Here is a 13,389-nt window from a genome sequence, read left to right as displayed (position 1 = left end):
ATCACTTTTTTGGGATGGAGCCTAAAAGGTCAAAGTTTAAGAAAAGTATTCATTTTCCTTTATAACCACACGGCCAGCTGTATCTATATTGGCTTATCTATCTTTTCATTTTTTTCGCTCTCTATCTATCTTGCAAGAATTCTGATAAAACACCTCTATAAGAAAGCGGCAAAAAAAACTTTAGAAAAAGAAAAGGAAAGAGCCTCTAATAAAATAAAGTGACTCTGTTGAAAGATAAGCTAAGGTAAGTTTGCTTTAGCAGCAAAGCCTCTTAAATTAAGCTTTCTTAAAAGATTTTGTTAATCCTAATAAATCAGGGCGATCATAATGACATTCCTACACTTTATAGCAAAAACCTAAGAAAGCCTAACTTTTTAATAGACAAATTTTTAACCAATGGTTTAAACAAAAAAACCTTACAAGGGATTAAGCAATGATAAGGCTCCCAAAACTCTTAGCTTTAAATTCTGTGATTGGAAGGGTAAATTCCGAGTATCAAGGATCTGTATGAATATTTCTCTCCCCCCTTGTCATGCAAGTAAAGAGCCTGTTGCTTCAAAAGCTACCTTTTCAGGAGGAGGTTATAGCTGTCCCATGCATCCAGAGATTCAGCAAAATCATCGCGGTTATTGCTCCCTTTGTGGTATGCCTTTAGAGATTAACCATCCTTCCTTAGAAATAGATGATTCAGAATATGTAGAGACGTGGCAGAGGTTTAGATTAGCATTTATTCTAACTCTCCCTCTTTTCTTTTTGGCTATGGGCAAAATGCATCCTACCTTGGATGCTTTAATTCCATCTTTAAAAACAACATCTCAATGGATTCAACTTATTCTTGCCACGCCTGTTGTCCTTTGGGCAGGATGGCCCTTTTTTGAAAAGGCATGGCTATCTATAGTCAATCGTTCTCTAAACATGTTTTCTTTAATCGCCCTTGGAATAGGAAGCGCCTATTTATATAGTACCACCGCTGTGATCTTTCCTCACATTTTTCCTGCAGCTTTTAAAGAAAATGGGCAGTTGTTTGTTTATTTTGAAGCTGCAGCAGTTATCACTGTACTTGTTCTCCTTGGGCAACTGTTAGAACTTAAAGCTAAAGTACACACCAACCACGCGATGCGCTCTTTAATAAATCAAACAGCTAAAAGCGCCCATGTAATGAAAAATGGCCAAGAACAAGAAACACCTTTAGATCAACTAAAAGAAGGCGACATTTTAAAAGTAAAGCCCGGTGAGAGAATTCCTGTGGATGGCTTTATTATCGAAGGGACAAGTTTTATCGATGAGTCAATGCTAACTGGTGAATCCCTTGCTGTTGAAAAAGAAGCTAAGGATCAGATCACAGGCGGTACTGTAAATCAAGCGGGTAGCTTTCTTATGCAAGCCACACGTGTGGGCAATCACACTCTGCTGGCACATATCATCCAAATGGTATCCCAAGCTCAAAGAAGCAAAGCTCCTATTCAAAAACTTGCCGATTTAATTGCCAAATATTTTGTCCCCGCGGTGATAGGAGTAGCCATTCTAACATTTATGATATGGGTATGGAAAGGACCTGAGCCAAGCTTTGTTTTTGCCTTCATTAATGCGCTGGCAGTATTAATCATTGCATGTCCCTGTGCCTTAGGATTAGCTACTCCTATGTCAATTATGATGGGAATAGGCAGAGGCGCCCAAACAGGCATTCTCATAAAAAATGCAGAAGCCTTACAACTTTTAGAAAAAGTTGACACTTTAATGGTAGATAAAACCGGTACTGTTACCCAAGGAAAACCTAGTATCTTGCAAATCACCGCCATGCATGGCTGGCAAGAAAATGAACTTTTGACATACGCAGCTTCTGTAGAAAAAAATAGTGAGCATCCCCTAGCTCAAGCCATTGTGAATGAAGCTCAACGACGATCTTTAAATCTTTTACCGAGCGTAAAATTTAAATCTATGACTAGTGAAGGCGTTGCAGGAATAGTTGATCACAGAGAAGTATTAATTGGCACCCAAAATTTAATGCAAAGAATGCAGGTGCACAGCCAGGAAGAATTACTAAAAGCCTCTCAAGCAGCGCAAGCACAAGCGCAAACAGTGCTGTTTGTTGCTGTCGAGGGAAATATTATAGGCTTTATTGCGTTAGCTGATGCTCTAAAACCCACTTCTACTCAAGCTATTCGTGAACTCCATTCGCTAGGTTTGAAAGTTATTATGCTGACTGGAGATAATATGCAGACAGCCCAAGCAGTTGCTTTAGCTACGCATATGGATGAGACTTATGCGGAAATCACTCCTCAAGGTAAAAGCATTTTTATACAGAACGCCATACAAAATAGGCATATTGTTGCTATGGCTGGTGACGGAATCAACGATGCACCCGCCCTGGCTGCAGCCCATGTAGGCATCGCTATGGGCACAGGCACAGACATTGCTAAAGAAAGTGCCTCAATTACTTTAGTAAAAGATGACTTAATGGGTATCGTACGAGCCATTAAGTTAAGTCGAGCTACCATGCGCAATATTCGGCAAAATTTATTTTTTGCTTTTATCTACAATATTGTAGGTGTTTCTATAGCAGCCGGCATTCTGTATCCTTGGATGGGATTGCTTTTAAATCCCATGATTGCCAGTGCAATCATGGCGTTTAGCTCTGTGTCAGTTATCGGGAATGCATTAAGGCTAAGAAAGTGTTAATACTGAAGAAAGAGAAACCAACCTTTAAAAAAATTGCTGAGCAAAAAGCGATTAAGCGTTTATTTAAGACAATGTAACTGGGCCAGCAACCAATGCACAAGGCTACCTCCTTTGTGCCGTTCGTGTTTTAATACCATTCAAAGCCTATAAAGCAACTACCTTGTAAAGTGGCTAAAATAAAACGGGTCTATTAAAATATTTATCTCTTCTCTTATCTTGCGCATTTATCAGTCAGCATGTTAGGCGTAAGCTAGATGGCTAGCTAAATTTTTAGATCTTTTGAATCCCTAAACTGCTACTATAAGATTAAATTTCCTGGTGGATAAGGTACCTCTTTTTAATTAAGCCCTCTCCATTTTTTTGCGCTTTCTCTTCTCTGCAGCTGATATACAGTTGAGCAGGGCTTAAGAGCTGAATTAGCCTTATTTTAAACTTCTAAAGATTAGTATTTTTCTCGTGCTCAGCATTGTAAGCAATTGTAGGGAGCGCAATAAATGCATGACATGGAAGCGTTAAAACATCCAAGATCCAGCAGAATTGTAAAGATTCTACGTGCTAAATGATCGGCTTTATACGTATGATTATGTAAGAGGCGAGCTATCCATTTTATACCAGCTAGCCATCAATCTAGGGCTATTTGCATGAATAGCTCTTGCTCTTTTAGGCTCGCAACACTTAGAAAATTTCTTTTTTACTTTTTTCATATGAATGATTGCTAATATTTTTGGCTAAAAAATGCCCACAAAACTTGCTTAATATGCGGGGGAGATTTAAGATCGATTTATTTGCTTCTATTAATACTTCCAAACATGCCTTTTTCAGTATTTTTAAAAACTTCCGTGAATGAATATCTCAAATGCCTTAGCTTACCAGATAACTTAACGGTAATCCATTATGTATTAGGGAATGAATCCGCTGATTTAGATTCCGTTATCTCTTCCCTAATGTATGCTTATTTATTATATGAAAATCATTCTAGACAAGAGCTCTACCTTCCTCTTATCAACATCAAAAGGGAGGAGGTAAATACTCGCAAAGACCTTCTCTATTTGCTTCAGCTAGCAAAAATTTCTACTAATCATCTTCTTTTTTTAGAAGAGGCTCCTTTCAGTTATCTCTTTTCTCGAAGGCAATTACGTTTAAATCTGGTCGATCATCATATTTTAAGAATGGACCAACAGATTTTTTCTGCGGCAGTAGAAAGCATTATCGATCATCATTTTCCTGAGCCAATAAATTATCCCCTTCTCTCGCCTGCCAGCTTGCTAATAGAACCTGTGGGTTCTACAGCCACTTTAATTGCAGAAAAACTGTTCGCTCATCCTACCATTAATATTACGCCTAAAATAGCTACCTTGCTATTGGCACCTATATTAGTAGATACCCATAATTTAAAATCTATAGATAAGACTACCTGGCGAGATATTAAAATAGCTGAAAAGCTACTCCAGGTGGCTGCTGGCGCCCTTCCTTCTAATTTTTATGACATCCTCCAGGTAGAAAAGAATAATATCTCCCTACTATCTCCCCTACAGCTTCTTAATAAGGATTTCAAAAGCTATCTAGCCGGCAATTTTTTCTATGGAATTTCTTCTCTTCCGCAAGGAGTCGATTGGTGGCAACAAGAGAGGCAAAGCTTGCTTCCTTTGCTAAATACATATGTTCAGGAAAAAAAACTATCGCTACTGATCCTATTTATGTCTCCCATAAATCCCATAGGCCCGAAGCGTAGAATAATCGTCTATACCCCTTCCCCCTTAATTTTAGAATCTTTTAAATTTTATGTAGAAAAAGACGTGATACTAAAGAAGCTACTCATGCCAAGCTCTTTAAGGCATCAATGCTTGGCATATTATGAAATAGAAAGTTTTATAGCTAGAAAGCATTTACAACCTTATTTTCATTTTTTGAAAAATTTAGCTAATCTATCCTGGTAAAGTAAAAAAATTCTTTAAAAGACAACGCTTTTTACCTATTTAACCTCTTTGGCAACAAGCCAAATGCCATAAAATTTATAAAAAAATTCAAATATAAGCCCCTTATTCACCCTCTAAAAACCTATTGCTGGGCTCAAACGCCAGGTCTCCCCATAATCTTTTAACCTGAACCTTAAAGCGCCTAGCTAGCATTCGCTTCGTTTAAGAGCTAAAGAGCAAGCTTGGGACAAGCTAAAAAAGCTTTGCATAGTAGTAATGAAACTTTTTTGTAAACAATGGAGAGGCAAGGAATGGCTTAAGCAAGCGTATTTTTAGATGAATCTCTCACTTGATCATTGTTCCAATAATGCTTCCTAGACTTTCCCCTCCGTCTAATTTTCTCTTTAGAATCTTTTAATCGTTACCCTTCTCTTAATGTTAAACATACAACTTTACTCTGTAGGTAATTTATTGATATTTTAGGATCCCGGCCGAAAATGGCGAGCATTCTAATTAAACTCTTTCTATATTAGAGAAAAATAGGCCATGGTTATGAATGAAGAAGATATTTTTTATAAAGCTTTTCTATCCCGAGATTCTCGCTTTGATGGCAAATTTTATGTAGGAGTAAAAACCACTAAAATTTATTGCCGTCCTATCTGTCCAGCTAGGCCAAAACGTCAAAATGTGGAATTTTTTCTTGAGGCTTTATCTGCTGAGAAGGCAGGCTATAGACCCTGCTTACGATGCCATCCTCCATCTTCGACCCCTTCCTCCGCCTATTCAGGCAAATCGGCAGTAGTGTCGCGTGTCCTTAGAGTACTTACAAACCAGGGGATGGGAGATAAAGGAGAAGATTATTTTGCTGAACAGTTTGGCTTAAGCGCTAGGCATTTACGTCGGTTATTTCGAGAAGAGGTCGGCTTAACTCCTCAAAAAATTTGGGATAATAACCGTTTAAATTTTGCTTTAAAGCTTCTTGCAGAGACTAAGCTTTCTATAACTCGTATAGCGTTAGAGGCTGGATTTTCCTCTTTAAGGCGTTTTAATGATGCTTTTAAAAAATGTTATAAGCAACCTCCCTCTTCAATGCGAAAGAAAAATCTTTCTCACTCCTCTCACGAAAATATTATTTTAAAGTTAACTTATCATCCTCCTTTAGACTGGCCGCATTTAATTAATCATTTTAAAAACCATTTTATTCCTTATATAGAAAGCATTTCTGAAAACAGCTACGAGCGAGTTTTTAAGATTGGAGATTCAATAGGAACTTTATCAGTGGAAGCAGATAGCCGCTATCCTTATCTCAAGCTGCGGATTGCTTGCCATGATACAAAAGTTTTATTTGAGGTAGCCAATCGTGTCCGTAAGATGTTCGACCTTGATTCCGATCCTCTTTTAATAGCCAATCAATTTGCTTCTCATTTGCCTTTATCTTTGCTATGGAAACAATGGCCTGGCTTAAGGCTGGCTAATGGTTGGGATCCTTATGAAACAGCCATCTGCGCAATTTTAGGGCAAGGCATTACCATGAAATATGCCTCCCAACTAATTGGCCATTTGGTTTTATATTATGGAGAAAAAATTTTTCATCCCGTAACGCAAGAAGAAAGATATTTATTTCCCCTTCCCGAAATTTTAGCAAAAGCTTCTCTGCATGAGATTAAAACAACGCAAATACGCAAAGCTGCCATTCGAATGCTAAGCCAGAAAATTCTTCAACAAGAAATTAGTCTTTCACCAGCTCAAGCGCCTGAGGAATTTAAAAAATCCCTTCTTGGCATTCAAGGTATTGGGCCCTGGACAGCAGAATACATTAGCCTACGAGCTTTAGCAGACACTGATGCTTTCCCAGCTACCGATTTAATTTTGAAAAGAGCGTTAAGGTTAAATCCTTCGTTGGACTTAAGCTGTATCCGACCCTGGCGAGGATATGCTGCCGTTTATCTATGGAAAAAATATTTTTAACATTTATCTTAAAAAGGAGCTTTATTAGATGAAAATTTTTTATAAATACATGGATTCAATTGTAGGAAAATTAAAGCTGGTAGCTCAAAACCATGTTCTTATAGCTATCTTATGGGAGCATGAAAAGCTCAACCGTGTTAAGCTTAATGAACTAATCGAAGATATCTCTCATCCTCTTCTTGTAGAAGCTGAAAAGCAACTTTTAGAATATTTCAATAAAAAGCGAAAATTCTTTGAGCTTCCTTTAGAACACCACGGAACACCCTTCCAAAGCAAAGTCTGGGAGGCCTTAAAGCATATTCCTTATGGCACTACTCTCAGTTATGGACAACTTGCAAAAGAAATAAATCATCCTCGCGCAGTACGTGCCTTAGGAGCAGCCATAGGAAGGAATCCACTATCAATTGTTATTCCTTGCCATCGGGTCATTGGGACGAATGGGAAACTAACAGGATTTGCTGGGGGATTAGAAGCTAAAAGAACGCTTTTAAAGATTGAAGATTTTCCTATTTTTTAAAAAAATTAAAAAAGAAGTAGACTCTAACCCTCTTCTTTTTTTAATCTTTGCACTCAAAAAATAATTAAAATAAAAGTTAAGGAGATTTATTTCCTAAGATTCAACCAGCGCTAAAGCGCAAATGAGCGAGTAGCTCATCTGATAAGGCGCAACCTATCCTAGAGCTTATCACATCAGCTAGTACCCATGCTTTGGAGACCTTCCAACTATTGTGATCTTAATTTACAGGCAACGATTTAGCATATAACCCTGCTCACTGGTAAGCTACTTTCCTAGAGGAAGAATTCCTTTCAAAGCTTCTTTAAAGCAAGACATTGCCGTGGCAGCAAGCGATCTTCCATAATAGCTGCAGAGCCTCTTCCAAAGCTGCCTAGCTTCCTCGTCTCTTCCAAAATCTTTAATGACTTTTAATGGATCGTTCATCTCTTTAGTCACCGAGTGTCCGTCTCTTGGCTTTAAGTCTTTCTCCTCTTCTTGGAGGCATTAAAGGATTTAGGCCTCGCCTTTAAGATGATCGGTAAAAAGCTTATCTATAAGCACTGGCTTTATAAGCAGCTTTTACGCTCATTGATAGCTGGTAATAAATCTCTTTTTCTTATCGCTCCCCAAGTAACATGCAGTGAAGCCTCCTCCTAGCTATTGATAAAGGAGAAGCAAATTTTACTTTTCCATTTCCCTGTGTTTGAACCTAGCCTCTCCTTTACAATATGATTAATCACTTTATTTAATACTTACCCCGTTAATCAGAAAATGAGAAAAATGAATGCTAAATATTTTTATTACTAGGCACAAAGATAAAAACAAGCTAAAGTAAATAACTGTTAGATTTTAGAAGAATTTAAAGCAAAAAACTTATATAAGCTTTTGATAAATTTTATCAAGTTGAGCGACAGAAGAAGTACTAGAAGATTATTTTAAAGTAGGATTTGTTTATGATGAAAGGAACGGATGGACAAGCTAAGCCTGAAGGCTTTTTTTTTGAAATGGCGATGAATCTCTCTGACCCTATAATTTCCACCTCTGCAAATGATTCTAAAGAATCCTTATTACAAGCTCAATCATTTCAAAAAGAAAAAAAGGTGATAAAACGAGCACTGGAAGTTAAGGAAAAAGAGCTAGGCAAACAAAATTTAAAGAGAAAAAAATATGCAATTTGGAAGCCTCGTAACTTAAAGATAGATACTGCTATGCAGAAAATGTTAAGAAACTCTCGAAAAGCTATAGAAGAGCATAAAGAAGAGGATTTTCTTGCGTATGCTAGTTATCAAAGTTGTCTTCCTATTTTAGAGGATAATCTGCCTACAGCTCCTGCTCTAAGCTTAGAATATGTGTCAGCCGAAGCTCAAGGTAGAAGGCCGCGTATGGAAGACGTTCACCTTTTTCAGGAGATCTTGCAAGGGGCTTTAGTAGGGGTTTTTGATGGACATGGGGGCCAACAAGTCGCAGAACAGGCTAAAGAAGAATTTGAAAAAATTTTTTCCGAAACATTAGCTTTGAATAAAGGAAATGTACATCTAACTTTCGAACAATTAATTGATGAAATTCACCAAAATATCATCCAGCATACTTATTATGATATGATAGGCACTACATTAGCTATAAGCTTTATAGATAAAAACACCCATCTCATTTATACAGCTACATTAGGTGATACTGAAGCTAATATCTATAGGAACAAAGAGTCAATCGCTCTATCTTGTGTGCGCAATTGGACGCACGCAAAAGAAGCAGCAAGAGCAGCTATAGCCCTCGAAGATCCGACGCTAGCAGAAACATGGCCTCTTGCAAAAAATCCTAAAACGTTAAGGTATCCTAATTCGCGTATTGGCCTTAATGTAAGTCGTGCTATCGGTGATAAATATGCTAGCGGAAAGCCTGATAAACCGGCAGTTATTCACAAACCTAAAATTACCATCAATCGATTAAGAAAAGGAGACATTCTTATCATCGCTTGTGATGGATTAAAAGATTATGTTTTAGAAAATGAGATAATCGCACATGTTATCTCAGAGCCTCAAGAAAAAGAAGAAGAGCCTTTGGTTGACTTAGAAAACACAGAAGAAGAAGAAATAGAGGAGGAAAAAACCTCCTGGAATAATTCCCCAAAAAATTTAGCTCAACGATTGGTGGATTATGCGCTGGAGAAAAATTCTGCAGATAATGTCACCGTGGTAGTGGTGAAAATACATTAAATAAAAATAGACATAGCACGCCAAAGATGTTAAAGGATTATTAATTGAATAAATCAAGCATTTACAAAAAATTTTAGGAGGGTCATGCACCCTGGACTTATATCGGTTCTTTCCAGCCTATTTTTCATGCTAGCAATAGATGCTGTATGGCTAGGTTGGATGATGAAGGGCTTTTATCGCTCCAATATCGGTCATCTTATGAATGATTCGCCTAAAATAATACCCGCCACTTTTTTTATTTGATCTATGCCGCATGTTTATCTCTCTTGGTTTATACCCTCATTACACCAAAAAACTAGCTATTTAAACACCTTCTTAACAGGAATGCTATTTGGGTTTGCTACCTGGGCCACCTACGATCTTACTAATCAAGCCACTTTAAAAGATTGGCTTTTAATAGCAACTCTGGTAGATGTGGGTTGGGGATCTTTTCTAATAGGAACCATAAGCAGGCTTACATTATATTTTGTCAGCCGATTCAGCTAAGAAGGGCTTACATAGCTTGGCTACTTTAGAGCTAGGCATGAGTTCCTTAAAGCTTACATTAATTTTAAAGATAAATTTTATTTCTAGAGATTAATAATAATTTAAGAAAAGCAAAGTTTGCATACTCAACCCTCTAAGAGCTGTCTCTCTACTTAAGGAAAGGAATGTTATAAAATATAGGATTACATACGGAGCAGCTTAAAAGCCTATAAGATAGTTTAGGAAAATCATAGAGACTTTGAGAACAGGCTGTCAAAGCAAAAGCTGCATCAGCTCTTAAGGTCGTAGCTAAATTAAATTTCTTTGTTCCTATTACTTATCTAGTCAAGATTATAAATTATTTATCTTGATTCTCATACTCTTCAATATAGAAGTTAACGCTGTTGCATCAGCCATGTTTCTGCTAAGGCTATTTTTGGATGAATAGTATTAGCATTTTTTTGTAGCAATTTAAGAAGCATCTTTGTTCTAGGATTTCTTTCGAAGAAAGCTTGATGTTTTGCAAGAAAGCGCCAAAAAAGGCCATCCCATTTATCTACCCACTCTTCTTTGTTGTAAGCACTCATTTTAAGCAGATAGTTAGCTCCTGATATGTAAGGTTTTGTGCTCATCAATCCTTTATCAGCATATTGGCTCATTCCGTAAACATTAGGTACCATCACCCAGTCATAAGCATCAACAAAATAACCCATAAACCATTCATAAACAGCGTTTGGATCTGTTTCTACTAAAAGCAGAAAATTCCCTAAAATCATGAGGCGTTCGATATGATGGCAATAACCTGTCTGCAATAAGCGCTTAATTACATTATCAATAGGTAAAATTCCTGTAGTTCCATCCCAAAATCCTTTAGGTAAAGGAGCAGTATGCTTAAAAAAATTAGAACACCTTTCTTTTCTTCCTTTTAAGAGATAGCAAGCTCTAATAAACTCGCGCCAGCCTATAATCTGCCGAAGAAAGCCTTCCAAGGAATTTAAAGGAATATTAAGGTTTGTATGAGCAGAAAGAGTTTTTTCAACTACTTCTTGAGGAGTTATCAATCCAATATTTAATAAAGGTGACAGGCCACTATGAAAAATCACTGCCTCTGTGGCATGTATGGCGTCTTCATAGGTACCAAATAGCTGAAGTCTATGCGCAACAAAATCAGAAAGAACTTCTTTAGCCTCGTTGAAAGTGACGGCATAGGAAAAGGGTGTAGACTTACCATAGGCGTTAGGGAATTCTTTTTCTACATACTCAACTGCTTCTTTAACCCAGCGATTTTGTTTAGGCACAATAAGTGGAGGAATAGCAATTCCTTTAGGTAAACGTTCTCTGTTTTCTTTGTCAAAACTATATTTACCCCCTACAGGAGAGTCTCCTTCCATCAAAATATTAAGTTTCTTGCGTTGATAAATGTAAAAAGGAACCATTGAATAATGGGTTTTTTCTTTAAAAAAAAGCTGAAGCTCTTTTTCAGTACACAAAAACATTGGAGACTCATAAAAGCAGAGGTTCCAATGATTTTTTCTAGCAGCTTCAGTAAGATCTTGGGAAAGCCAATCATCCGTTAAATTCGCTAAATGAACTTGGTCATATTCTTTCTGGGCTAAAATTTCAAAAAGGTCTCCCCGCTTATTTAAAGAGGTGGAGTCAATATAGAAAACAGAATATCCTTGCTTTTCTAACCACTCGGCATAGGCTTTCATAGCTGCTCGCAAAAACACAAGTTTCTGCTTGTGAAATTTTTGTACCTTAAAAAAAGAAATTCTTCAGCTAAGCAAACAGGGCGAGTTTTATCTAAGGCAGGATGTTTTTCAAAAAGCTGATGGGGAAAAATTAGGGTAATCTCTTTCATTTTTTAATGAATCCTCTCTCTAACTTTCCTCTAACCATCTCAAATAGATCCCTTTTTAAACAAGAATTATATAAAAAAGGTTGCTTAAAAATTCTTATGCTAAACAAAAGCTAATGATTATTTATAAAAGCCTATACCACTTGCTTTAATTCAGTCATCTTCTATTTTTGAACTTTTAGCTGGAATAGCTGGAGCAGAAGCGACTACAATAGATAGCAGGGGCAAATAAATTATTAGCATCGAAAGTGAGTTAAATGTTTGGCTTTTATGGATGGCTAGAATCGATAGAGTGAATGAATAAGCTTAAGAAATAATTTAAACTAAATAAGAAAAAATTATGTTAAGAAATTTGTAACTTAATTCGCATATAAGCCTCTATGGTAGCCATCCTTAAAAAGGTAACGATGTAAATTTTTTATTTAAAAACTTTTGACTTGTTAACCAAATTATTTTTTCGGCTATCAAAAAATAGATAAAAACTTGAATAAACAAGGGCCTCTACATGTTTAAAAAAGATTTACTTCTCCGCTCAGTTTTTGCTAAAAGAGGCTAAAGAAAACGAATTTTTTTGAATTAAAGAGAGCTAAATGTTGTTTTGTTAAATGCTGCTTCAAAACCTAAGTTACTTAAGTTGCAAAAAAAAATGCTTTAGAGCGCCTTACCTCTTGATCTAGCAATATCTTTAATCTACTAATTTAACGTCAAACAATTTTACTTTTATAAACATTTTCTAGAAAAGGGTTGCCCCTTACAACAACTTCAAAATGACCAGGAAGCGGTCGGAGTGATTCAGGAATAGCAGTTAACTTGTTGTTGTCTAAGTAAAGCTCTCGCAAGGAAGGAAGTCGTCCGAGGCCATTAGGCACAGAAGTTAGCCGGTTGTTGCTTAAGTGAAGTTTATCAAGATCAAGAAGCTGCCCGATGGTTCCTGGGATATTCGCTAGCCGGTTGTTATCTAAGTAAAGCTCTTGCAAGGAATAAAGCTGTCCAATCGTTAGAGGCAGAGAGGTTAGCCGATTATTATTCAAGTAAAGTAGCCGCAGCTCATCAAGCTGTCCAAACTCGGGAGGCAGGGTAGCTAGCTGGTTATTGACTAAGTAAAGCTCTTTTAAAAAATGAAGCTGTCCAATTTCCGCAGGAAGCGCGGTGAGCTGGTTGTCGCTTAACCAAAGCCTTGTTAGCTGGGAAAGCTGCCCAATTTCAGCAGGAAGTGCGGCTAGCTGGTTGTCACTTAAGTCAAGCGATGGCAGCTGAGAAAGCTGCCCTATCTTTGCAGGAAGAAAAGCAAGATGGTTGCGGCTTAAGTCAAGCTGTTTCAGCCTAGTGAGCTGCCCAATTTCAGCAGGAAGAGAGGCAAGTAGGTTGCCTCCTAAGTCAAGTTGTTTCAGCTTAGAGAGTTTCCCAATTTCGGCAGGAAGTACAGTTAGCCATCTGTATTTCATAGAAAGCCTTTTCACCTGAGAAAGTTGCCCGATTTCAGGCGGCAAAATTGTAGCCTCAAAATATGAATCTACTCGCGGCCGAATTAAAGTTAAACATTTTAATTTTATATTTAAATCAAGGTCGGTAATTCTTTTATCATGCTCTTTAATCCATTGTGCTAGCAGCTCTCCTTTTATCTTTAAAGGTAAAGCTTTAATTTTTGCTTGGTTTAAGTACTCCTTTCCTCCCGGTAGGCGGCCCCAAAGCCATAGGCGGTTAATATAGTTATTTGAATTTTATTTTTCTAAGGATGTATGTATAATCAATTGGCATGGTATATTCACACGATTTAAGAAAAAAAGCTTTAAA

The 13,389-nt window shown here is 37.1% G+C and carries 8 protein-coding genes and 1 pseudogene; 6 read left to right on the top strand and 3 right to left on the bottom strand.

The window, feature by feature from the left end; all coding sequences use genetic code 11:
• Positions 1-507: 507 nt before the first annotated feature.
• The 4 genes from DB41_RS01320 (at position 508) to DB41_RS12625 (ending at position 7,080) form a co-directional block, all read left to right on the top strand.
• A complete protein-coding gene (locus DB41_RS01320) occupies positions 508-2,679 on the top strand; it encodes a copper-translocating P-type ATPase (protein WP_052243777.1) in 2,172 nt (723 codons plus the stop codon).
• 839 nt (positions 2,680-3,518) lie between these two features.
• Positions 3,519-4,616: a DHH family phosphoesterase gene (locus DB41_RS01315; protein ID WP_162180895.1), complete on the top strand. Its 1,098-nt coding sequence runs from the start codon at positions 3,519-3,521 to the stop codon at positions 4,614-4,616.
• A gap of 531 nt (positions 4,617-5,147) precedes the next feature.
• Positions 5,148-6,563, top strand: coding sequence for a DNA-3-methyladenine glycosylase 2 family protein (locus DB41_RS01310; protein WP_039383500.1), 1,416 nt, complete (start codon positions 5,148-5,150; stop codon positions 6,561-6,563).
• A 28-nt stretch (positions 6,564-6,591) separates the two neighbouring features.
• Positions 6,592-7,080, top strand: a complete 489-nt coding sequence (locus tag DB41_RS12625; protein WP_039383499.1) for a methylated-DNA--[protein]-cysteine S-methyltransferase — start codon at positions 6,592-6,594, stop codon at positions 7,078-7,080.
• A gap of 264 nt (positions 7,081-7,344) precedes the next feature.
• Here the strand turns inward: DB41_RS12625 and DB41_RS11555 are convergent, their stop codons facing one another.
• Positions 7,345-7,503: a hypothetical protein gene (locus DB41_RS11555; RefSeq protein WP_238578394.1), complete on the bottom strand. Its 159-nt coding sequence runs from the start codon at positions 7,501-7,503 to the stop codon at positions 7,345-7,347.
• 509 nt (positions 7,504-8,012) lie between these two features.
• Between DB41_RS11555 and DB41_RS01300 the strand changes: the two genes are divergently transcribed.
• Positions 8,013-9,272: a PP2C family serine/threonine-protein phosphatase gene (locus DB41_RS01300; RefSeq protein ID WP_052243776.1), complete on the top strand. Its 1,260-nt coding sequence runs from the start codon at positions 8,013-8,015 to the stop codon at positions 9,270-9,272.
• 84 nt (positions 9,273-9,356) lie between these two features.
• A pseudogene (locus DB41_RS12785) lies at positions 9,357-9,758 on the top strand (DUF2177 family protein).
• 374 nt (positions 9,759-10,132) lie between these two features.
• On the opposite strand, the gene DB41_RS01295 reads toward DB41_RS12785, so the two are convergent.
• Together DB41_RS01295 and DB41_RS01290 are read right to left on the bottom strand one after the other, a co-directional pair.
• Positions 10,133-11,449: a cryptochrome/photolyase family protein gene (locus DB41_RS01295; RefSeq protein WP_052243775.1), complete on the bottom strand. Its 1,317-nt coding sequence runs from the start codon at positions 11,447-11,449 to the stop codon at positions 10,133-10,135.
• Positions 11,450-12,299: 850 nt separating this feature from the next.
• On the bottom strand, positions 12,300-13,085 hold the full coding sequence (locus DB41_RS01290) for a leucine-rich repeat domain-containing protein (RefSeq protein ID WP_155117529.1): 786 nt from the start codon (positions 13,083-13,085) through the stop codon (positions 12,300-12,302).
• Positions 13,086-13,389: the final 304 nt, after the last annotated feature.

It is taken from the genome of Neochlamydia sp. TUME1 (assembly GCF_000813645.1).
In the GTDB taxonomy this organism is placed as follows: domain Bacteria; phylum Chlamydiota; class Chlamydiia; order Chlamydiales; family Parachlamydiaceae; genus Neochlamydia.
The sequence above is the reverse complement of the archived record's forward strand: the minus strand, read 5'-3'. Positions and strand labels throughout refer to the sequence as shown.